17 protein-coding genes are annotated in these 21672 nt (G+C 72.5%); 3 read left to right on the top strand and 14 right to left on the bottom strand.

Features of this window, described 5'->3' with window-relative positions:
* Nucleotides 1–28: 28 nt before the first annotated feature.
* Nucleotides 29–2284, bottom strand: coding sequence for a serine/threonine-protein kinase (locus SACTE_RS01245; protein ID WP_014044204.1), 2256 nt, complete (start codon nt 2282–2284; stop codon nt 29–31).
* 27 nt (nt 2285–2311) lie between these two features.
* Nucleotides 2312–3199, bottom strand: coding sequence for an oxygenase MpaB family protein (locus SACTE_RS01250; RefSeq protein ID WP_014044205.1), 888 nt, complete (start codon nt 3197–3199; stop codon nt 2312–2314).
* A 162-nt stretch (nt 3200–3361) separates the two neighbouring features.
* Here SACTE_RS01250 and SACTE_RS01255 point away from each other — a divergent pair, with 162 nt between their 5' ends.
* Entirely contained in the window at nt 3362–3829 is a 468-nt protein-coding gene (locus SACTE_RS01255; RefSeq protein WP_014044206.1) for a hypothetical protein, read from the top strand.
* 6 nt (nt 3830–3835) lie between these two features.
* On the opposite strand, the gene SACTE_RS01260 is transcribed toward SACTE_RS01255, so the two are convergent.
* Nucleotides 3836–4996, bottom strand: coding sequence for a methyltransferase (locus SACTE_RS01260; RefSeq protein ID WP_014044207.1), 1161 nt, complete (start codon nt 4994–4996; stop codon nt 3836–3838).
* Between the two features lie 61 nt (nt 4997–5057).
* The gene (locus SACTE_RS01265) at nt 5058–5270 is read right to left on the bottom strand and encodes a hypothetical protein (protein WP_014044208.1); all 213 of its coding nucleotides are present in this window, start codon (nt 5268–5270) and stop codon (nt 5058–5060) included.
* 240 nt (nt 5271–5510) lie between these two features.
* On the opposite strand from SACTE_RS01265, the gene SACTE_RS01270 reads away from it, so the two are divergent.
* Both SACTE_RS01270 and SACTE_RS01275 read left to right on the top strand, forming a co-directional pair.
* Nucleotides 5511–6320 (top strand): endonuclease, encoded by an 810-nt coding sequence (locus tag SACTE_RS01270; protein ID WP_014044209.1) that lies wholly within the window; start codon nt 5511–5513, stop codon nt 6318–6320.
* A 211-nt stretch (nt 6321–6531) separates the two neighbouring features.
* A complete protein-coding gene (locus SACTE_RS01275) occupies nt 6532–7647 on the top strand; it encodes a hypothetical protein (protein ID WP_014044210.1) in 1116 nt (371 codons plus the stop codon).
* Nucleotides 7648–7734: 87 nt separating this feature from the next.
* On the opposite strand, the gene SACTE_RS01280 is transcribed toward SACTE_RS01275, so the two are convergent.
* From SACTE_RS01280 to fdh, 10 genes are all read right to left on the bottom strand, one after another.
* Complete coding sequence (locus tag SACTE_RS01280) at nt 7735–10122, bottom strand: phosphoketolase family protein (RefSeq protein ID WP_014044211.1); 2388 nt, start codon at nt 10120–10122, stop codon at nt 7735–7737.
* A 9-nt stretch (nt 10123–10131) separates the two neighbouring features.
* Nucleotides 10132–11550, bottom strand: a complete 1419-nt coding sequence (locus SACTE_RS01285; protein ID WP_014044212.1) for an NADP-dependent succinic semialdehyde dehydrogenase — start codon at nt 11548–11550, stop codon at nt 10132–10134.
* 140 nt (nt 11551–11690) lie between these two features.
* The gene (locus tag SACTE_RS01290) at nt 11691–12152 is read right to left on the bottom strand and encodes an ATP-binding protein (RefSeq protein WP_014044213.1); all 462 of its coding nucleotides are present in this window, start codon (nt 12150–12152) and stop codon (nt 11691–11693) included.
* 149 nt (nt 12153–12301) lie between these two features.
* Nucleotides 12302–14392 carry a xanthine dehydrogenase family protein molybdopterin-binding subunit gene (locus SACTE_RS01295; protein ID WP_014044214.1) on the bottom strand — a complete coding sequence of 697 codons (2091 nt, stop codon included), beginning with the start codon at nt 14390–14392 and terminating at the stop codon, nt 12302–12304.
* A 42-nt stretch (nt 14393–14434) separates the two neighbouring features.
* Entirely contained in the window at nt 14435–15433 is a 999-nt protein-coding gene (locus tag SACTE_RS01300) for a xanthine dehydrogenase family protein subunit M (RefSeq protein ID WP_014044215.1), read from the bottom strand.
* Nucleotides 15430–16002: a 2Fe-2S iron-sulfur cluster-binding protein gene (locus SACTE_RS01305; RefSeq protein ID WP_014044216.1), complete on the bottom strand. Its 573-nt coding sequence runs from the start codon at nt 16000–16002 to the stop codon at nt 15430–15432. The genes SACTE_RS01300 and SACTE_RS01305 overlap by 4 nt, the downstream gene beginning before the upstream one ends.
* Nucleotides 16003–16041: 39 nt before the next feature.
* Entirely contained in the window at nt 16042–16437 is a 396-nt protein-coding gene (locus SACTE_RS01310; protein WP_014044217.1) for a hypothetical protein, read from the bottom strand.
* A gap of 11 nt (nt 16438–16448) precedes the next feature.
* Nucleotides 16449–17366: an NrfD/PsrC family molybdoenzyme membrane anchor subunit gene (gene nrfD / locus SACTE_RS01315; protein ID WP_014044218.1), complete on the bottom strand. Its 918-nt coding sequence runs from the start codon at nt 17364–17366 to the stop codon at nt 16449–16451.
* Nucleotides 17363–18271 (bottom strand): 4Fe-4S dicluster domain-containing protein, encoded by a 909-nt coding sequence (locus SACTE_RS01320; protein ID WP_014044219.1) that lies wholly within the window; start codon nt 18269–18271, stop codon nt 17363–17365. Before SACTE_RS01320 ends, nrfD begins: the two co-directional genes overlap by 4 nt.
* Nucleotides 18268–21549 (bottom strand): formate dehydrogenase, encoded by a 3282-nt coding sequence (gene fdh / locus SACTE_RS01325; RefSeq protein WP_014044220.1) that lies wholly within the window; start codon nt 21547–21549, stop codon nt 18268–18270. Before fdh ends, SACTE_RS01320 begins: the two co-directional genes overlap by 4 nt.
* Nucleotides 21550–21672: the final 123 nt, after the last annotated feature.

The raw sequence follows: 21672 nt of genomic DNA on the forward strand, positions 1-21672 counted from the left end.
CCGGGCGGCCCAGGAAGGGGACGGCGGCTCACGGTGTCGTGCCGTGCTGTCGGCGCACGGCCGCGACCTGCCGGTACAGCTCCACCGCCTCCGTGTCGCGGCCGAGCTGTTCCAGACAGTGCGCCTCGTCGTTGCGGCCGGCGAGGGTGTCGGGGTGCTCGGCGCCCAGGAGGCGTTCGCGGGCGTCGGCGACCTCGCGGTAGTCGGTGAGGGCCTCGGCCCATCGGCCCAGCCAGCCGAGGCCGACGGCGATCTCGCGTCTGCTGACGAGCGTGTCGGGGTGGTCGGGGCCCAGGACGCGTTCGCGGACGGCGCACACGTCGCGGGCCTCGTCCAGCGCCTCCTCCCAGCGTGCCATCCGTCCCAGGTTGACTCCGAGGCCGTGCCGGGCACGCAGGGTCTCGGGGTCCTCCGGTCCGCTGACGCGGGATCGGTCCTCGACCAGCACGCGGTACAGCTCCAGCGCCTCGGCGCTGCGGCCCAGCCGCCCGAGGCTGATGCCGATCTCGTAGCGGGCGGCGAGGGTGTCCGGGTGGTCGGCCCCGAGCGCGGCGGCCCGGGCCCGGGCGACGTCACGGTAGGTCTCCAGCGCCTCCCCCCACCGGTCCAGCTGGCCGAGGGTGTACGCCACCTCGTAGAGGGTGACCAGCGTGTCGGGGTGTGCCGCGCCGAGCAGTCGGCTGCGGACCCCGACCACCTCGCGGGCCATCCGGTACGCGTCCTCCAGGCGGCCCAGCCTGCCCAGGTTGAAGGCCAGGTTGTGGCGGCAGCGCAGGGTGTCCGGGTGGTCCGGGCCCATGGTGCGTTCCCGGGAGGCGAGCACCGCGGCGTAGACCTGGTGGGCCTCGAAGTGCCGGCCGAGCTGTCCCAGGACGTACGCCGTCTCCTGCCGTGCCGCGAGCGTCTCCGGGTGGTCGGCGCCCAGGACGCGTTCGCGGCCGTCGGCCACCGTGCCGAACTCGCGCAGGGCTTGGGCGGCTTGTCCCATACGGCTGAGGGTGAACCCGATCTCGTAACGGCTGGCGAGGGTGTCGGGATGGTCGGGTCCGAGCGCGTGCTCGCGCGTCGCGGCGACCGACCGGTGGACCTCACCGGCCTCCGCCCAGTGGCCCAGACGGGCGAGGTCGAGGCCGGCGCTGTGCCGGCTGGCCAGGGTGGCGAGCAGTTCGGGCGACGGGGTGGCGCGCACGGTGCCCGCGGGCGGGAACACTCCGGACAGGGCCCGTGTCCGTGTCCCGGTCGTCCACGTCCCGGTGAGGCCCGCCGAGTGGTCGACCGGCGCGGTCCCCGGGGGTGCGGCACCGACGGCCTTGTGCCCTGTGGTCATGTTCCGGGTCCAGGGGGGCAGTGGGGGCTCGTGCGGGGCGGGGTGTGTGACGGGGACGGGCGGGGCGAGCAGGACACCTCCGGTGGCCGGCACCTGGGTCTGCCCGCCGGTCCGGCCGACGGCGATGCGCTGCCGCAGGTCGCCGGCGTCGGCGGGCCGGCCGTCGGGGGTCTTGGCGAGGAGGTCCAGCACGACCCGGTCGAAGAACCCCGGCAGGTCGGCCCGGTGGGTACGCAGGGGCTCGGGCTGCGTGTCGCGGTGTCCTACGAGGACCGCCCAGGCGTCCTCCTGGTCGAACGGGGGGACGCCGGTGGCGATCTCGTACAGCACGCAGCCCAGGGAGTACAGGTCGCTGCGGTGGTCGACGTCCTCTCCGCTGATCTGCTCGGGCGACATGTAGTGCGGGGTACCCATGGCGATGCCGGTGCCGGTGAGACGCGAGGTGAATCCGATGTCGTGCCCGAGCCGGGCTATGCCGAAGTCGCAGATCTTCACCGTGCCGTCGGGCAGCCGCATGATGTTGGCGGGCTTGAGGTCCCGGTGCACGATGCCCTGCTGGTGGGTGTAGCCGAGGGCGTCGGCGACCTGTTCCGCGATGTCGACGACGTCGGGCACCGGCAGCGGATGCTGCCGGTTGTCCTCTAGGAGCTGACTGAGATTGCGCCCTTCCAGCAGTTCCATGACGAGGTAGAGGACTCCCTCCGACTCGCCGAAGTCGTGCACGACGGTGACGCCCCGGTGTTGCAGGGAGGCCGCCACCCGCGCCTCGCGGCGGAAGCGTTCGCGCAGGACACGGGTGAAGGACCGGTCCTGCTCAGGGCCCATCGGTTTGAGGCATTTGACGGCGACCTGCCGGCCCAGGGACTCGTCACGGGCACGCCACACCTCGCCCATGCCGCCGCGTCCGATCAGATCGAGCAGCCGGTACCGGCTCTGGAGCAGCCTGGTCTCCGCCATCTCCCGCAGTCGCCCCCGTCGTGTCGCCTACCGCTGCGCCCTCCCCGGCCCGTCCAGTATGGCGGCCTGTCTGCGGAGTTTGTACGGGGAGGGGCGGCTTCCGGGGCCGAGTCGCGCCATCGCCTCGGCGACGTGTCCCGGCGGCAGACGCCGCCTCAGACGTGCGGGTATGCGTCGCAGGGCGGTACCGGCGGCCCGCAGGCGCCGGTCGACGGCGGCCGGGGGCGGCGCGGGCCTGCCGTACAGCTCGTGGGCGTACGCGGGCAGCGCGTCGTAGGCGAGTGCCGCCACGCGCCGCCACAGCAGCGCGCGCGCCGGGATCAGCGGGAAGGGGACCGGCGGCTCGCGCAGGAAGTCGTCGACGTCCCGGGCGTCCGGTCCGGCGGCGAGCTCGGGGCGGACCCGGGCGAAGTATGCCTCCAGCGCCGCCGTGGTGGCGGGCACCCCCGAGGGCTCGAGGCCGACCAGGCGGGCCGCCTCGCGCTGCTCGTCGACGTAGCGGTCGGCCTGGGCGTCGGTGAGCGGGAAGCCGGAGCGGCGTTGCACCTGGAGGTAGGAGTCGGCCTCGGCGCAGTGCACCCAGAGGAGCAGGGCCGGTTCGTCGATGCCGTAGGTCGCGCCGGTGCGGGGGTCGGTGGCTTTCAGCAGACGGTGGATCTTGCGGACCCGTGCGCCGTACCTCTCGGCGTCCCCGGTGCGGGCGTAGGTGACGGTGCCGACGAAGTCGGCCGTACGCATCAGACGCCCCCAGGCGTCCTTGCGGAAGTCGGAGTTCTCCATCACCCCGCGGACGGCGCGGGGGTGCAGTGCCTGGAGGTAGAGGGCGCGCACCCCGGCGACCCACATCATGGGGTCGGCATGCATCTGCCAGGTCACGGACCGGGGCCCGAACAGTCCCGGGTCGGCTTCACTCATCGGCTCGTACCTTCCGCTCGGCGGTGGCGACGGGGAGGCCTCGCGGGGCGCGTCGTGCCGGGGGCGCGGTCGTACGCGTCGGACGGGCGATCCTAGTATGGCGCTCCGCGCCCCGACAGATGCAGACGGCAGCCGGGCGCGGAACGGGAGGGGTGGACGGGCGTGGCCAGATGGGGGCTGATCGTCGAACAGAACATGGGGTACGGCAAGGGGCAGATCTGGTCCGTCGAAGTGCTGGGCCACGTGGACGGGACCCGTCAGGAGGCGCTCGACGTGCTCCGGGCACGGGCCGAGCGGTTCGAGCCGCACCACCCCGCCAATCCGGAGCGGCGGGAGCTCTACCAGGAGGCGGAAGGATTCCTGCTGGTCGTCAAGGGCTTCTGGAGGACGTTCCACTGCCGCTTCCGCGTCGCCGAACAGCTGTACGACAGCCATCCGCCCGAGCCCCCGGCCGCCGCTTCGCCCGAGCCCCCGCCCGAGCCCCCTCAGCCGGCCCGGAAGCCGAGGCGGCGCACCACGGAACGGAAACCGCCCCGCCGCGCCCCCGAGCCGGATCCCGGCCCGCCGCCCGTCTGGGACGCGGACGTGCCGCAGGTGCCGTCCTGGCTGGGACGTGACGACCTGTCCTGAGCCCGCTCAGCGCCGGACGGCCCGCAGGACCACGAACTTCGGGTCGCCGGCCACAGTGGTGCAGTTGCCGAAGATCCTTCGCAGCTGGGTGTGGTGGCCGAGGTGCCGGTTGCCCACAACCCAGAGTTCCCCGCCGGGGCGCAGCGCGGCGCGGGCACCGCGGAACATGGTCCGGGCGGTGGCGTCGGTGACCGCCTGGTGCGAGTGGAAGGGCGGATTGCTGAGGACGAGGTCGACGCTCTGCTCGGGTACGTCCGCCATCGCGTCGCCGACGACGAAACGGGCCTCGGCACCGGCCGGCGCGTTGGCCCGGAAGGTCTCCTCGGCGGAGGCGACCGCCTGGTACGACTCGTCGATGAAGGTGACACAGGACTCGGGGGCGGCCAGTGCGGCGGCCGTGCCCACCACACCGTTGCCGCAGCCGAGGTCGACGACGCGGTCGGGGCCCGACCTCCGGGGCAGGTGCTTCAGGAAGAAGCGGGTGCCGATGTCGAGACGGTCCGCGCAGAAGATCCCGGCGTGGTTCGTGACCGTCCGGCCGGACATCACACCGATGTCCTCGGGCAGCTCGTAGCGGTACGGCCAGGGGCTGGGGGCCATGGGCAGTCCGGGATCAGGCGTGCAGTGGATGAGCCGGGCCTTCTTCACCGCGAGCGAGGTGCGGGTGGGGCCGAGGATCCGCTCGAAGAGCTGGAGGGTGGAGGTGTGGATCTCCTTCACCATGCCGGTGCCGATCACGACGGTCCCGGCGTGCACCGCGGGAGCGAGCCGGTGCAGCTGGTCCTCCAGGAACGCGAGGCTCTTGGGCACCCGCAGGAGCAGGGTGTCGATCCGCTCCGGAGGGGTGTCGCGCGCCGACAGCATCCGTACCGCGTCCGGGTCGGCTCCGTTGCGGGCGAGGTTGTCCCGCGTGGCCTGCTGGGCGAGGTACGAGTCGGTGATCTGTATCGGCCGGTACCCGGCCAGCGCGGTGGCGAGGGCGCCCCACCGGTCACCGACCACGACGACCGTCCCGCCGGCCTCCGGAGCCGGCTCGCCGTCCTCGGGGCCCTCCAGCCGCCGCAGCAGGTACTCGTCGGCCGCGTCCCAGGCACGGAGCCGGTCGCGAGGGTCCTCGGGATAACGGGTGAGCTCGAACACGCCTTGTGACGTCGTCAAACGGTTCATATCGCGTTCAGGCTAGCCGAGGGGCGGGGAGCGCTCCGCACGCTCCCCGCCCCGGCTCTCCTCAAGGAAGCCGCTTGTCGATGGCCGACCGGCCCTCCTCGGCCAGTCTGCGCTCGGCCCATTCGACGTTCTCCGGGGTCAGGTCGCGCCCGGAGGCGAGGACCAGGTCCTCGGCGCTGGGCGGTCCGTCGCCGCCGGTGTGCAGCAGACGGTCGGGTGTCGCCTCCCGCGCGTCCGGCGCGGGTGCGGATAGGGATTCGGACTCTTCGCTCATACCGCCTCCTCGTCCTTGCGGCAATTCTCGCCCCCGACCGGCGGCGCCGCATCTGAGGCCCGTAGGCCCGCCGTCGAGCGTCACTTGACTTGCACATGATGAATACGCCACGTTCACACAGCGGCACCGTGCGTGTGCGAGGCTCCCGGCTGACCAGACATCGACCTGCCATCCGGCACCGCTCCCCCACGCACCCCCGGTGGCGGCGGAGCGGTCCCCTTTCCCGGGAGAGGACACCACATGTCCGTCCGCCGCCGTTTCTACGCGCGTCCACTACTGGCCACCGCCACCTCGATCGCGGTGCTCACCGGCCTCGCGGCCAGCACCGCGCCCGCGGTCGCGACCCCCGCGGCCGCCACCGCCCTGGACGACACCTACTACCAGGACGCCGTCGGCAAGACCGGCGCCGCCCTCAAGAGCTCGCTGCACACCATCATCAGCGACCAGACCACGCTCACCTACGCACAGGTCTGGGACGCCCTCAAGGCCACCGACGAGGACCCGGCGAACCCCTCCAACGTGATCCTGCTGTACACCGGCCGCTCGCAGTCGAAGAACGACAACGGCGGCAACACCGGGGACTGGAACAGGGAGCACGTCTGGGCCAAGTCGCACGGGAACTTCGGCACCTCGACCGGCCCGGGCACCGACATCCACCACCTGCGCCCGGAGGACGTCCAGGTCAACTCCGTCCGAGGCAACAAGGACTTCGACAACGGCGGCAGCGCCGTGTCGGGCGCCCCGGGCAACTACACCGACGGCGACTCCTTCGAACCGCGCGACGCCGTCAAGGGCGACGTCGCGCGGATGATCCTCTACATGGCCGTGCGGTACGAGGGCGACGACGCCTTCGCCGACCTGGAGCCCAACGACAAGGTGAGCAACGGATCGGCCCCGAACATCGGCCGGCTGTCCGTCCTGAAGGAGTGGAGCCAGGAGGACCCGCCGGACAGCTTCGAACGGAAGCGCAACGACGTCATATTCGAGCAGTTCCAGCACAACCGGAACCCGTTCATCGACCACCCGGAATGGGTCGAGGCCATCTGGTGACCCCCACGCGCGACCGGGTCGGCCGCCCTGCGGGCCCGGCCCGGCCGCGCGGAGGCCGCCCGGCGGACAGCGGGAGCGCGGCCCGTCCGAAACGAGCCGAATAATTCGCCCCTATGGGGATCGAAAGGTATGAATTGACTCGTTGAGCCATCCGCTCCTCACCCCGGAGCGGGCTCAGTACCGCGGACCCCGAGCCCTCCGGGAGGGAACGATGGATACGGACGCCCTGACTGCCGGCACCTTGCAGAACCTACGGGCGACCAGGCCCTACCCCGCCGTGTCCCTGACGATGCCGACCCACCGCCGGGCGCCGGACAACACCCAGGACGCCGTACGGCTGCGCAACCTGGTGACGGAGGCCGCGAACCGGCTGGACGCCGACCCCCGGGTGTCCCGCGAGGCGCGGGACGCGGTGAGGGCGCAGTTGGAGAGGGCGGCCGCCGACGTCGACCCGCGCCGGGCACTGGAGTCCCTGGTCGTCCTGGCCGACACGGACGAGTACCAGATCTGGCAGCTGCCGCGCACCGCCCCCGAGCGCGTCGTCGTCAGCGACTCCTACCTCACGCGCAACCTCGTCGCGGCCAAGGCGGGGGCCCGGCTGTTCTGGGTGCTGAGCATCTCGGCCGAGCACGCGACGCTATGGTCCGGCACGAACGAGGGGCTGCGCAGGGAGGACGCCCACGGTTTCCCGCTGCGCCCTCCGCACCAGAACTTCGACCCGGAGCGACAGGCCCGGAGCGGCGACGCGCCGAGCATCTACGCCAACGAGGACACGCGCAACTTCTTCCGCACGGTCGACGAGAAGCTGCGCGGTGTGCTGGCGGCGGACTCCCGGCCGCTGTTCCTGATCGGTCTGCCGCAGGCGATCTCGCTGATCGAGGACGTAGGCGAGTGCGCCAGGACGGCCGCCTGCAAGGTCGCGAAGGGGACGACGGCGGAGACGACCGCGACCGAGCTGGCCAAGGAGCTGGCGCCCGCGCTGGACGACTGGCGCGAGCAGCGGGTCGCCGCCGCCCTGGGCAGGCTCGACACCGCACGCGGTGCCAAGTCCTTCGCGGGCGGCCTCGACGAGGTGTGGGCGGCCGCCCGGGAGGGCCGCGTCGCCCTGGTCGCGGTCGAGGAGCACTTCCAGCGGACGGTCAGGGTCACCGACGAGCACCTGGAGGCGGTGGACCCGGCGGACGTCGGGCCCGGGGACGAGGGGATCCGCGAGGACATCGTGGACGAGCTCATCGAGACGGTCCTGGACAACGGCGGTGAGGTGGCGTTCGTCGCCGACGACTCCCTCACCGACCACGGACGCCTCGCCGCCGTCCTGCGCTTCTGACGGCATCCCCGCCGCCCCGGAGGCGGGCGGACACACCTCGGCCGGCCCGCACGACAGCGAGCCGGCCGAGGTGTGTCCGCCCGCGGGTCAGCCCTCCCAGGTCCAGTCGGCCACCTCGGGCAGGTCGGTGCCGTGCTCACGGATCCAGTCGTGGTGGCGGCTGCGCACGTCCGCCATCGCCTGGCGCACGCCCACGGCCCGGACGCCCAGGCCGGGCACCCGGTCGATGACGTCCATGACGAGGCGGTAGCGGTCCAGGTCGTTGCGGAGCACCATGTCGAACGGCGTGGTGGTGGTGCCCTCCTCCTTGTAGCCCCGCACATGCAGGTGCGCGTGGCCGGCCCGCCGGTACGCGAGCCGGTGCACCAGCCACGGATAGCCGTGGTAGGCGAAGATCACCGGCTTGTCCCGGGTGAACAGGGCGTCGTACTCCGCGTCCGGCATCCCGTGCGGGTGCTCCTCGCGCGGCAGCAGCCGGGCCATGTCCACCACGTTGACCACCCGCACGGCGAGTTCCGGAAGGTGGCGCCGCAGCAGACCGGCCGCGGCGAGGGCCTCCAGGGTCGGTACGTCACCGGCGCACGCGAGGACGACGTCGGGCTCGCGGCTGCCGTCCTCGGTACCCGCCCACTCCCACGCCCCGACTCCGCGCGCGCAGTGCGCGCGTGCCTGGTCGAGGGTGAGCCAGTCGAAGCTCGGCTGCTTGCCCGCGACGACCACGTTGACGTAGTCGCGGCTGGCGAGGACGTGCTCGGCCGTGGCGAGAAGCGTGTTGGCGTCCGGCGGCAGGTAGACCCGGACCACCTCGGGCGACTTGTTGAGGATGTGGTCCACGAAGCCGGGGTCCTGGTGCGAGAAACCGTTGTGGTCCTGGCGCCAGACGTGGGAGGTGAGCAGATAGTTCAGGGAGGCGATGGGGCGGCGCCAGACCAGCCTCCGCGAGGTGCGCAGCCACTTGATGTGCTGGTTGACCATCGAGTCGACGATGTGGGCGAAGGCCTCGTACGAGGAGAACAGGCCGTGCCGACCGGTCAGCAGGTACCCCTCCAGCCAGCCCTGGCACAGGTGCTCGGAGAGCACCTCCATCACCCGGCCGTCGCGGGAGAGGTGTTCGTCGGTGGGGAGGGTCTCGGCCTGCCACGCCTTGCCGGTGGCTCCGTACAGCGCGTCGAGGCGGTTGGACGCCGTCTCGTCGGGGCCGACGACACGGAAGTCCCTGCGGTCGGCGGTCGCCGCCATCACGTCCTCGAGCAGGCCGCCGAGGACGCGGGTGGGTTCGTGCATGACCGTGCCGGGCTTGTCGACGCGTACGGCGTGGTCCGTGAGCGGCGGTACGGGCAGGTCGCGCAGCAGGAGGCCGCCGTTGGCGTACGGGGTCGCGCCGAGCCGGGAGGCGCCCTCGGGCACCCAGCGCAGGACCTGTTCGGTGGGCCGGCCCGAGGAGTCGAAGAGTTCCCCGGGGCGGTAGGAGCGCAGCCACTCCTCGAGTTCGCGGAGATGTCCCGGGTTGTCCCGGACACCGGAGAGCGGCACCTGGTGGGAGCGCCAGGTGCCCTCGACGGGCAGTCCGTCGACCTCCTTCGGGCCGGTCCAGCCCTTGGGGGTGCGCAGGACGATCATCGGCCAGCGCGGGCGTTCGGTCGCGCCCTCGGTGCGGGCGGCCCGTTGGTGGCCGGCGATGCGGTCGAGGGCGAGGTCCATGGCGGCGGCAAGCGCGCGGTGCACGGTCCCCGGGTCGTCTCCCTCGACGTGGATCGGATCGTGTCCGTAGCCGCGGAGCAGGGAGTCCAGTTCCTCCTCGGGCAGCCGGGCCAGCACGGTGGGGTTCGCGATCTTGTACCCGTTGAGGTGCAGGATGGGCAGGACCGCACCGTCGTGGACGGGGTCGAGGAACTTGTTGGAGTGCCAGGACGCGGCGAGCGGGCCCGTCTCCGCCTCGCCGTCACCGACCACGCAGGCGACGAGCAGGTCGGGGTGGTCGAAGGCGGCGCCGTAGGCGTGGGTGAGCGCGTAGCCCAGCTCCCCGCCCTCGTGGATGGAGCCCGGCGTCTCGGGCGCGATGTGGCTGGGCACACCGCCGGGGAAGGAGAACTGCTTGAACAGCGCCCCCATACCGGCGGCGTCCCGGCTGATGTCGGGGTACGTCTCGGAGTAGCTGCCCTCGAGCCAGGAGTTGGCGAGCACGGCGGGGCCGCCGTGGCCGGGTCCCCAGACGCACAGGGCCCGCAGGTCGCGTTGCCTGATCACCCGGTTGAGATGGGTGTGGACCAGGTTCAGCCCGGGCGAGGTGCCCCAGTGTCCCAGCAGGCGCGGCTTGATGTGCTCCGGGGCCAGGGGTTCGGTCAGGAGGGGGTTGGCCATCAGGTAGATCTGGCCGACGGCGAGGTAGTTGGCGGCGCGCCAGTGCGCGTCGAGGTCCTCGATGTCGGTGGCGGAGAGCTCGGAGGTGGTGGGCGGTGCGGTGGCGTCGGTCATCTGCGTCTCCTAGCGGGCGTCCGGGCCCGGGCCGTACCAGACGGTGGTGGCGTTGCAGAACTCGCGGATGCCGTGTCCGGCCAGCTCGCGCCCGTAGCCGGAGCGCTTCACGCCGCCGAAGGGCAGCGCGGGGTGGGAGGCGGTCATGCCGTTGAAGAAGACGCCGCCCGCCTCCAGGTCGCGCACACAGCGGTCCATCTCCGCCTCGTCACGGGTCCATACGTTGGAGCTCAGGCCGAACGACGTGTCGTTGGCGATCTCCAGTGCCTCGTCCAGGTCCGCGGCCCGGTAGAGCGTGGCGACCGGGCCGAACGTCTCCTCCCGGTGGATGCGCATGTCCGGGGTGATCCCGGCCAGGACGGTCGGTTCGTAGAACCAGCCCCGCTCCAGCCCGCCGCCCAGGTGGGCGGGGCGGCGGCCCCCGCACAGCGCGGTGGCGCCTTGGCCGACGGCGTCGTCCACCAGCTCCTCGATGTCGGAGCGGCCCTGTTCGCTGGAGAGGGGGCCTACGTCGGTGGACTCCTCCAGCGGGTCGCCGACGGTCAGCTCGCGCATCCGGGCGGTGAAGCGTTCGGCGAACTCGTCGTAGACGTCCGTGTGGACGATGAAGCGCTTCGCCGCGATACAGGACTGCCCGTTGTTCTGCACCCGGGCGGTCACCGCGGTCTCGGCCGCCTTCACGACGTCGGCCGTCGGCAGGACGAGGTAGGGGTCGCTGCCGCCCAGTTCGAGCACGGTCTTCTTGATCTCGTCCCCGGCGACGGAGGCGACCGAGCGGCCGGCGGGTTCACTGCCGGTGAGCGTCGCCGCGACGATCCGGGGATCGCGCAGGATCGCCTCGATGGCGCCCGAGCCGACCAGCAGCGTCTGGAAGCAGCCGTCCGGGAACCCCGCCCTGCTGAAGAGGTCTCCGAGGTAGAGGGCGGTCTGCGGGACGTTGGAGGCGTGCTTGAGCAGTGCGGTGTTGCCCGCCATGAGGGCCGGGGCGGCGAAGCGCACGACCTGCCAGAGCGGGAAGTTCCACGGCATCACGGCGAGGACGGTACCCAGCGGGCGGTAGCGCACCAGGGCCTTCGTCGCCCCGGAGTCCTTGACGTCGGCGTCGTCTGGGTGTTCGTCGGCGAGCAGCCGCTCGGCGTGGGCGGCGTACCAGCGCATCGCCTTGGCGCACTTGGCGGCCTCCGCACGGGCGGCGGCCAGCGGCTTGCCCATTTCGGTGGTCATGGTGCGCGCGATGTCCTGCTGGTCCTCGTCCAGGAGGTCGGCCGCCCTGTTCAGCAGCCGGGCCCGTTCCGCGAAGCCGGTGGTGCGGTAGGTACGGAACGTGCTCGCGGCGGCGGAGATCCTGCGTTCGATCTCCTCATCGCCCAGTGCGTCGAACGTCCTGAGTGTTTCGCCGTTCGCGGGGTTGACCGTCGCGATGGGCATGGCTGTGGCCTCCTTGCATCGGTTCTTCGACCGTGCCGCGCCGCGCCCTGCCGCGCAACGCGGCTCTGTGCTGCACACGTACCCGGCCGGTGCGGATCATGCGTGCCTGGGGCACGCCGTCCGCACCGGCCGGGCTGCGCTCACACGAGTGCGGCGGCGGGCCGCCTCCGGGAGGTGAGGCCACCGGGCAGGGGTGTGCGCGGCAGGAGCTCGGTGGGGACCGGAGTCTCGGCGTAGCGCGTGAACCAGACGACTTTGCCGCCGTCGGTCCGGCAGGTGCCCCAGCTGTCGCTCAGGGCCATGACGCGGCTCAGGCCGCCGCCACCGCCGTCGAGCAGCCGGGGCATCCGGGAATCGTCGTCGGCCACGGACACCGTCAGGTGCCGGCCGGACCAGCGGAGCTCGACGACGCACCGGTTGTCGTCGCCGACGTGCCGCCGGACGTTGGTCAGGAGCTCCTCAGCGGCCCGGCACACGGGCCGGACCTGCAGATCGAGGTTCCAGTGGCGAAGGTGTGCGGCGACGATGCGCCGCATCTGGGAAATGCGCTCTGCCGACACCTGCAGTTCGGCCAGATAGTGCCGGTCGAGTGGAACGGTCATCGTCGAGGCTCCTCACCGCGAGGTCTACTCCACCCCGTTCGAACCAACGACCCCCGAACACGAAGCGTGAGCAATGATCACTTCTGGGTCACTCATCAGGGTGACCCGAGGGGGCCGTTCGCGCAACCGCGGCGGCGCGGAGCCAGGTGTCAGAGGTAAGGGAGCAGCTTGTCGGGCGTGAGCGGGAGGGAGCGCAGCCGGGCTCCGGTGGCGTGGCGTACGGCGTTCCCGATGGCGGCCGCCGTGCCGACGATGCCGATCTCCCCGATTCCCTTGCTGCCCATGGGGTTGAGGTGGTGGTCGTCCTCGTCGATCCAGTGCGCCTGGAGGTCGGTCACGTCCGCGCAGGCCGGCACGTGGTAGGAGGCGAGGTCGCGCTCGGTGAAGTCACCGTAGACCGGGTCCATGGTGCTTCCCTCGGTGAGTGCCATGCCGAGTCCCATGACCATGCCGCCGATGAACTGGGAGCGCGCGGTACGGGCGTTGAGGATGCGCCCGGCCGCGAAGACCCCCAGCATCCGGCGCACCCGGACCTCGCCGGTGAGCGAGTCGACCGCCACCTCGGCGAAGTGCGCCCCGAAGGCGTGCCGGGAGTACGGCGAGTCCTGGGACGCCTCCTCCTCGGTGTCGGCCGTGACGGTGACTCCCTCGGGCGGTACGGTGCCGCCTTCGGCCAGTCGGCGCACCAGGGCGGTGGCGGCCTTGTGCACGGCGGTACCCCAGGACGCCGTGCCGGAGGAGCCGCCGGCGACGGAGCCGAAGGGCAGGTCGCTGCTGCCGATCTCGATCGTGACGTTGTCCTGGGGTGTGCCGAGCGCGGCGGCGGCGATCTGGGCGAGCACGGTGCGCGCTCCGGTGCCGATGTCGGTGGCGTTCACCCGGACGGTGTACAGGCCGTCCGGTGCGACGTGTGCCGAGGCGGCCGACGGCGACAGCAGGACCGGATAGGTCGCCGAGGCGACGCCGGTGCCGAGCAGCAGGCGGCCCTCCTGCCGGGCGGCGGGGCGCGGGTCCCTCTCGTACCAGCCGAAGCGCCGGGCGCCCTCGTTCAGACAGCCGGCGAGACCGCGGCTGCTGAAGGGGCGGCCGCTGTCGGGCTCGGTCGCCGGCTCGTTGCGCAGCCGCAGCTCGACGGGGTCGATGCCCAGGGCGCACGCGAGCTCGTCCATGGCCGATTCCAGGGCGTACATCCCGGAGGCCTCCCCCGGGGCGCGCATCCAGGACGGGCTGGGCACGTCGAGGGGGACCACCCGGTGCACGGTGCTGCTGTGCGGGGAGGCGTACATGATGCGGGCGGGGACGGCGGCCTGCTCGACGAACTCCTTGATCCGGGAGGTGTGCGTGGCGATCTCGTGGGAGACCACGCGGAGGGTGCCGTCGCGGTCGGCGCCGAGGCGGACCCGCTGCACCGTGGGTGCGCGGTGCCCCACGAGCGCGGGCATGTACCGCCGGGGTACGGAGACCTGGACGGGCTGCCCGGTGAGGCGGGCGGCCATGGCCGCCAGGACGACCTGGGGGCGCGGGGTGCCCTTGGAACCGAAGCCGCCGCCGACGTGTTCCGAGACGACGGTGACCTCGTCGTCGCCGAGCCCGAGAGCCTGGCCGAGGGTGTCGCGTACGGTGGTCGACCCCTGGCTGGAGTCGTGGACGCTCAGGTGCCCGTCGGCCCACCGGGCGCTCGACGCGTGCGGCTCCATGGGGTGGTTGTGGAGCCCGCCCAGGGTGTAGGTGGCGTCGACGGTGACGGGTGCCTCGGCGAGGGCGGCCTCCGCGTCGCCGCGTTCGCGGACCGCGGGATAGCCGCCGTTGGCTTTCTCGGGGGTGTACATCCCCGGGTGGTCCCAGGTGAGCACGGTGTCGTGGTCGGCGCTGTCGTACTCGACGCGGACGGCCTCGGCGCCGGCGCGGGCGGCTTCCAGGCTTTCGGCGACGACCAGGGCGACGGGCCATCCCCGGTGCGGGACGCGGGTGTTCTGGAGGACGGCGAGGACCGGGTCGTCGGGTTCCTCGATCCGTGGCGCGTTCTCGTGGGTCAGCACGGTGTGCACGCCCGGCACGGCGAGCGCGTCGGCGGTGCGGATGGCGGTGATCCGGCCGCTCGCGACGGTGGCGGGCACGATCCGGCCGTACAGGAGGCCGGCCGGGTGGTGCTCCGCGGCGTAGCGGGCGGTGCCGGTGACCTTCTCCCGGCCCTCACGGCGGACGACGGGCTCGCCCAGCGGCTGGGGGGCGTGGCTCATGGCGGAAGTCCTCGGTTCGTCGGGGTGTGCGGATCGCGGGGTTCAGCCGGACCGGTCCGCCCGGGCGGTCAGTTCGGCGAGCGCGCCGACGGCCAGGTTGCGGGCGAGGGCGACCTTGAAGCCGTTGTCGCGCAGGGGCTCGGCCGCGGCGAGTTCGGCGTCCGCCGCGCGGGCGAAGGTCTCCTCGGTCGCGGGCGCGCCCCGCAGCACGTCCTCGGCGGCGCGGGCACGCCAGGGCCGGTGCGCGAGTCCGCCGAAGGCGAGAGCCGCGTGGGCGACGCGCCCGTCGCGCACGGTCAGGACGGCGGCGACGGAGGCCAGCGCGAAGGCGTACGAGGCGCGGTCGCGGGCCTTGCGGTAGAGGGAGAAGGCCCCCTCGGCCGGCGGCGGCAGCACCACCTCGGTGATCAGCTCGCCCGGCCTGATGACGGTGTCCTGGTCCGGGTTGTCACCGGGCAGCCGGTGGAACTCGGTGGCGGACACGGCCCGTTCGCCCTCGGGTCCGTGCAGGTGCACGGTGGCGTCGAGCGCGGCGAGGGCGACGGCCATGTCCGAGGGCTGGGTGGCCACGCAGTCCGGCGAGTGCCCCAGGACCGCGAGATCGCGGTGGGCGCCCTCACGTGCCGGGCAGCCGGTGCCCGGGGCCCGTTTGTTGCAGGGCTTGGAGGTGTCCTGGAAGTACGGGCACCGGGTCCGCTGGAGCAGGTTCCCGCCGGTGGTGGCGGCGTTGCGCAGCTGCCCGGAGGCACCCGCCAGCAGGGCCTGCGAGAGGGCGGGGTAGCGCTCGCGTACGACGGGGTGGGCGGCGAGGTCGCTGTTGCGTACGGTCGCGCCGATCCGCAGGCCGCCGTCGTCCGTGGGGGTGACCAGGTCCAGCGGGAGGCGGCTGACGTCGATGAGCAGGCCGGGCGACTCCACGCCGAGCTTCATCAGGTCGACCAGGTTGGTGCCGCCGCCCAGGAAGTGGGACTCCGGGCGCTCGGCGCTCACCCGGACGGCTTCGGCGACGGATCCGGGGCGCAGGTAGGCGAAGGGTTTCACGGGGCCACATCCTCGATCGCTTCGACGATGCGGGGGTATGCGCCGCACCGGCACAGGTTGCCGCTCATCCGTTCGCGGATCTCCTCCGCGTCCAGTGGCACCGGCCCGCCGGCCGCCGCCGTGCCCGGCTCGGTGACGTAGGACGGGGAACCGTCGGCGGCCTCGTCGAGCATGCCGAGCGCCGAGCAGATCTGCCCCGGGGTGCAGTAGCCGCACTGGAGGGCGTCCCGTTCCAGGAAGGCCTCCTGGAGCGGGTGCAGCCGGTCTCCGTCGGCGAGCCCCTCGATCGTGGTGATGTGGGCGCCCTCCTGGGCCACGGCCAGCAGCAGGCAGCTGTTGACGCGGCGGCCGTCGACGAGCACCGTGCAGGCGCCGCACTGGCCGTGGTCGCAGCCCTTCTTGGCACCGGTGAGCCCGAGGTGTTCCCGCAGGGCGTCCAGCAGGGTGGTCCGGTGGTCGAGGGTCAGCTTCCGGTCGCTGCCGTTGATGTGCAGCGTGAAGGTCGAGCGGTCGTCGGAGGGCGGTGGCTCCCCGGCGTCCGTGACGTCCCGCCAGGCGATGGTGTCCATGTGCGCGTGTACCTTCCGGGGTGCGGTTCGTACGGGGTCTCAGGCGGCGTCGCGGCTCTCCAGCCGCAGCCGGACCTCCTGCTCCTGGTCGCCGGAGGCCGTCCCGACGACCTTCACGGTGAAGGTGTCGGAGAGGCGGCGGCGGAGCCGGTCGACCGCCCAGTAGCCGCCCTGCGCCTCGAGGGTGACGGGGCCGGAGAGCCGTGCGGGCCGCGCGTCCTGGCGCGTCTCCGACACGTCGACGGTCGCGGTCCACACGGTCGGGCGGGTCTCCGACTCGCTCTCGGGGACGTCGTCCGCGGGGCGGTCGGAGACGAAGGAGTGGCGCAGGACGTCGAACACGGCCCGCGCGTCCTCCTGCGGGCAGCCGGTCACTTCCACGACCACGTCGCCGCTCTCCTGGTGTTCCTGTGCGTGTGCGTCCGAGTTGTTCACTTCGGTTCCTTTCACTGGGAGAGCGTGGTGCGTCGAGCGACGGCCTCGCGCTGCGGGCCGACGGTGTGTGCGGGGTCCTCGGCGGAGGCGATTCCGGCGGCGAAGACCCCGAAGCGGGTGCAGACGGAGCCGGCGAGCAGGGCGATCCCCGCGGTGGCGGCGGCCGTCCGGCTCCGGTGGCCGAACAGGACGGCGCCCGCGGTTCCGGCGGCGGTGAGGGCACGGGCGGCCCGCATCAGGCGCCCGGCCCGGCCTTCGCGGTAGGTGACCGCGACGGAGCCCAGCCGGCGTTCGGCGGCCCGGAGGGCGGCGTCCTCCCCGACGGCCGCGACGACGGCCCCGTACCGGGCCGGGGTGTTCTCGCGCAGGGGCCCGGTGACCAGCGCCATCCCGGAGGCGGCGGCGGTCGCCGACGCCGCGAAGAGGTAGGGCAGTTCGCGGTGTGCCCCGTGCCAGGCGGGTACGGCGGTGTCGGCGGCGAGCACCGCGGTGTAGGTGGCCAGGACGGGGCCGAGCACGGCGGCGGCCGCGGTGGCCGACGCGCCTGCCCTGGGCAGCAGCCCGGTCACGGAGGTGAGGGCGGCCGCTCCGGCGGCGGGCCCGTAGGCGGAGAGCAGCCACGAGCCCATGCTCATCGGGGAGGTGGGCTTGAAGACACGCAGCATGTTGGGGAAGCGCGAGGGCCTGCCGAGGTCGTGGATCAGGGCGGCCGCGGAGAGGCTCACGGCTGCCAGCGAGGAGACCTTCAGCGCCTTCGCGGTCGTGGGCCGGCCGGTCAGATGGGCGCCCGCGGCGAGGACGGATCCGGCTCCCGCCAGTCCGCCGAGGAAGAAGTATCCGGCGATGTCGTGGGGTGCCCAGGAGGGCGCCTTGATGATCGGCCGGCCGTAGTAGGAGTCGGTGCGGGCGGCGGGCGGGCCGGAGGTCATCGGGGCCCCTTCGTTCGGGTGAGCGCGGGAAGCGCGAAGGACAGGGCGGCTCCCGCGGCCAGTGACAGCGCGGCCAGTCCGGCGTGACGCCACATGGCGCCCAGGTCGCGGGTGGTGACGACGGGGTCCGGAGGCAGTCCGTACACCTCCGGTTCGTCCAGGAGCAGGAAGAACGCGCCGTCCCCGCCCACGCCGTTGTCCGGTGCGTGCCCGTAGAGCCGGGCCTCGGTGACCCCGGCCTCGTGGAGCTGGTCGACCCGCAGCGCGGCGCGCTCACGGAGTTCGTCGAGCGGGCCGAACTGGATGGACTCGGTGGGGCAGGCCTTGGCGCAGGCGGGTTCCTGCCCCGCGCCGAGCCGGTCGTAGCAGAGGGTGCACTTGAACGCCCGCCCGTCGGTGGGGCGTTGCTCGATCACCCCGTACGGGCAGGCGGGGACGCAGACACCGCAGCCGTTGCAGATGTCCTCCTGCACGACGACCGTGCCGAACTCGGTGCGGAAGAGGGAACCGGTGGGGCAGACGTCCAGGCAGGCGGCGTGCGTGCAGTGCTTGCAGACGTCGGAGGACATCAGCCACCGCATGCCCGAGTCGGCCGCCTCGCCTTCCGCGCGGGTGTCCGGCTCGACGACCGGCAGCTCCGTACGGCCGGCCGGCACCGGCTGTTCGACGAAGGCGACGTGCCGCCAGGTGGAGGCGCCGAGCCCGCCGGTGTTGTCGTACGACATGCCGGTCAGCGACATCCCGTCCTCGGGGATGGCGTTCCACTCCTTGCAGGCGACCTCGCACGCCTTGCAGCCGATGCAGACGGATGTGTCGGTGAAGAAGCCGACGCGCTCCGGGGCGTCCTGGTGCCCCGCGTCCCGTGCCGGGTCGGGCTCGGGCCCGCTGAACAGGTCGTCCCTCACGTCGCCTCCTGCGTTCCGGTCGTCTCCGTGATGCCCGCCCGCCTGCGGTACTCCGCGACGAGCTCGGGGAGGGCCGGGCCCCGGGGCCGGCGGCCGGGCCGGATGTCTGCGGTGAGCGCCTTGTCCTCCTGGATCAGGGCGTTGGGGTCGAGCGCGATGGCGACCAGTTCGTTGGCGGCGTCGCCGGTGGAGATGCCGTTCGGTCCCCAGTGGAAGGGCAGCCCGATCTGGTGGACGGTGCGGCCGTGGACGGTGAGCGGGGTGATCCGGCCGGTGACCATCACCCGGGCCTCGACGGCGTTGCGCGCCGTGACGATCGTGGCCCATCCGCCGTGCTCCAGGCCGCGCTCGGCGGCGAGCTGGGGGGAGATCTCGCAGAAGAACTCCGGCTGCAGCTCGGACAGGTAGGGCGACCAGCGGCTCATCCCGCCCGCGGTGAAGTGCTCGGTGAGCCGGTGGGTGGTGACGATGTACGGGTAGACGCCTGCACCCGGCTCGTCCCCGCTCGGGTGGTAGCGGTTGCCCTTGCGCGGGTGCAGCTGTCGCACCGGCGATCGCGAACGCGAGGGGTACAGGGCGTTGGTGAAGGGCGAGTCCTGCGGCTCGTAGTGGGTGGGCATCGGCCCGTCCTCCAGGCCCGCGGGGGCGTACAGCCAGCCCTTGCCGTCGGCCTGCATGATGAACGGGTCGTTCCCGCGCAGGGCGTCCGGGCCGGTGGCGCCGGGTTCCGGCACGTGGCCGGGGGGCCGGTCGGGCACGAAGTCCGGGACGTCGTGGCCGGTCCAGCGCTTCTCGGCGTCGTCCCACCAGACGTACGCCTTGCGGTCGCTCCAGGGGGTGCCGTCGGGGGCGGCGGAGGCACGGTTGTAGAGGATGCGCCGGTTGGCGGGCCAGGCCCACGCCCACTCGGAGGCGACCCAGTCCTGCTCGGTGTGCGGTTTGCGCCGGGCGGCCTGGTTGACGCCGTCCGCGTACACGCCGCAGTAGATCCAGCAGCCGCACCTGGTGGAGCCGTCGTCCTTGAGCTCGGTGTACGCCGACAGCGGCGCGCCGTCCGGGCCGTGGCCGTTGATCTCGGCGAGGACGGACGCGGCGACGGGCTCCTCCAGCGGGCCGTCGACGGGGTAGTCCCAGGTGAGGTCCTGCACGGCGCGGTCCATCGGATCGGTGGAAGCCGCGAGCCGCTCCTTGATGCGGCGGCCGAGGTGGTACATGAACCAGAGGTCGCTGCGCGCGTCGCCCTCGGGCTCGACCGCCGCGTGGTGCCACTGGAGCCAGCGGTTGGTGTTGGTGAAGGAGCCGGACTTCTCGGTGTGCGCGGCCGCGGGGAAGAAGAAGACCTCGGTGCCGACGTCCTCGGTCTTCATCTCGCCGGTCTCGGTCTCCGGGCCGTCCTGCCACCAGGTCGCGGACTCGATGAGCGAGAAGTCGCGGACCACCAGCCATTCGAGCCGGCTCATGCCGAGCCGTTGCAGCCGCGCGTTGGCGGAACCGACGGCCGGGTTCTCCCCCATCAGGAAGTAGCCCTTGCACGCCCCGTCGAGCTGGGCCATGACCGTCTCGTACGTGCCGTGGGAGCCGGTGAGGCGGGGCAGGTGGTCGAAGCAGAAGTCGTTCCCGGCCGTCGCCGCGTCCCCGTAGTAGGACTTGAGCAGGCTGACGAAGTAGGCCCGCATGTTGCCCCAGAAGCCCTTGTCCGTGCGGGTCGCCCGGATGAAGGCGTCCAGGTTCTCGTGGGCGTGCGCGTGCGGCATCGGAAGGTAGCCCGGGAGCAGGTTGAACAGGGTCGGGATGTCGCTGGAACCCTGGATGGAGGCGTGTCCGCGCAGGGCCTGGATGCCGCCGCCGGGCCGCCCGATGTTGCCCAGGAGGAGCTGGAGGACGCTGGCGGCGCGGATGCACTGGGAGCCGGTGGAGTGCTGGGTCCAGCCGACCGCGTAGGCGAAGGCGCTGGTGCGGTCGGGGCCGGAGTTGGACGTCAGGGCGTCGCAGACCTCCTGGAACGCCTCGCGTCCGATGCCGCAGATCTTCTCGACCATCTCGGGGGTGTAGCGGGCGTAGTGGCGCTTGAGGATCTGGTAGACGCACCGGGGGTCCCGCAGCGTCTCGTCGCGCGGAGGGAGGGCCTCGGTCTGCGCGCCGCCGGACCCGTGCGTCTCGGACTCGGCCGCCTCGTGGATGCGTTCGTGGTCCTCGGCGCTCTCGGTGTCCCCGTTGCGGCGGGCGTAGAGCTCGTCGACGTCTCCGGAGGGGGCCTGGACCTCGGTGCCGCGGTACTGCCAGGTCTCGGTGTCGTAGTGGTGCCGCTCCTCGTCCAGCCCGGAGAAGATCCCGTCGAGGTCCTCGGTGTCCTGGAACTCGTCGCCGACCAGTGTGGCGGCGTTGGTGTAGTTGAGGACGTACTCGCGGAAGTCCTTCTCCTCGGTCAGGACGTGGTTGATGATGCCGCCGAGGAAGGCGATGTCGCTGCCGGCCCGGATCGGCACGAAGAGGTCGGACAGTGCACTCGTGCGGGTGAAGCGCGGGTCCACATGGATGATGCGGGCGCCCCGTGCCTTCGCCTCCATCACCCACTGGAATCCGACGGGGTGGGCCTCGGCGAAGTTCGAGCCCTGGATGACGATGCAGTCCGCGTGCTGGAGGTCCTGCATGAAGGTGGTGGCGCCGCCCCGGCCGAACGAGGTGCCCAGGCCCGCGACGGTGGAGCTGTGGCAGACCCGTGCCTGGTTCTCCACCTGGACGATGCCGAGTCCGGTGAAGAGCTTCTTGATGAGGTAGTTCTCCTCGTTGTCCAGGGTCGCTCCGCCGAGGCTGGCGATGCCCATGGTGCGGGCCGTCCGCAGCCCGTCGTGCTCCCATTCCCAGGTCCGGCGCCGTGTCTCCACGACCCGGTCGGCGACCATGTCCATGGCCGTCTCCAGGTCGAGCGGCTCCCAGTCGGTGCCGTACGGGCGCCGGTAGAGGACCTGGTGGCGCCGGGCGGATCCGGTGGTCAGCTGCAGGGTCGCCGAGCCCTTGGGGCACAGCCGGCCGCGGCTGACGGGCGAGTCCGGGTCGCCCTCGATCTGGACGACCCGGTCGTCCTTGACGTACACCTGCTGGCCGCAGCCGACCGCGCAGTACGGGCAGACGGACTTGACGACCCGGTCGGCCGTGGCGGTGCGCGGGCGCAGTTCCTCGGTGGCGGACGACATCGCCGCCCGTCCTCTGCCCAGGGGATCGGTGCCGGTCAGCTGGCGGTAGGCGGGCCAGCGGCCGAGCAGGTTGTGCACTCCCATCGCGTTCCTCCAGCGATCCGGGGATTCACTCAAGGCTCACCCCACGGCCCCGGGTCGGCGACACGAGCGCCGTGCCCGTCCCGCGAGGGGCTCCCGGCGAGCCGCCTACCCCATGGGCCCGGG

The sequence above is a fragment of the Streptomyces sp. SirexAA-E genome (assembly GCF_000177195.2).
Lineage (GTDB): Bacteria > Actinomycetota > Actinomycetes > Streptomycetales > Streptomycetaceae > Streptomyces > Streptomyces flavovirens.